1 protein-coding gene is annotated in these 542 nt (G+C 67.2%); it reads left to right on the top strand.

Going from position 1 to position 542, the window contains the following annotated elements:
• Nucleotides 1-308: 308 nt before the first annotated feature.
• Nucleotides 309-542, top strand: a 234-nt coding sequence (locus AC08OO_RS22390) for an HNH endonuclease (protein ID WP_476611736.1), incomplete at its 3' end; no start/stop codon positions are given.

Genomic DNA, 542 nt, shown 5'->3' with positions numbered 1-542 from the left:
GCCGAAGAAGGCCCGGTTCTTCTCCGTGTCCGGCAGGTCGCAGGTCGACCCGTCGATCTGGACCAGCCGCAGCCCCTGCAGGAACACCCCGGCCTGGCCTTCGACACCGACCGGCCCCGCGGCGTGCTCGAACAGCATCCGCACCGGATCCGACCCGACCCGCGCCCGCGCCTCACCCAGCGACGGGCTCGCCGGCTTGGACCAAGACCCTGGCCCGCAAGTACCGGACCACGGTCCCGAAGGTCTACCGCCGTTACCGAGCCGTACTCGACACCGAGCACGGTCCACGTCGTGGCCTTCAGGTCACCGTGCACCGGGATGGCGGACGACCGCCGCTGGTAGCGCAATGGGGCGGCATCAGTCTGGCACGGGGCGCCACACCACAGCCCCTCAACAACCATCCGTCACGCATCCGGAACGGAAAACGGTCGGAACTCGTCCAACGACTCCTGGCCGAGATCTGCGAACTATGCGGCTCCACGGAACAGGTCGAAGTGCACCACATCAGGGCGCTCAAAGACCTTAACCCCAAAGGACGGAAA

Source organism: Frankia sp. CeCAU1, from assembly GCF_977971845.1.
This window is presented reverse-complemented; position numbering and strand designations above follow the sequence as displayed.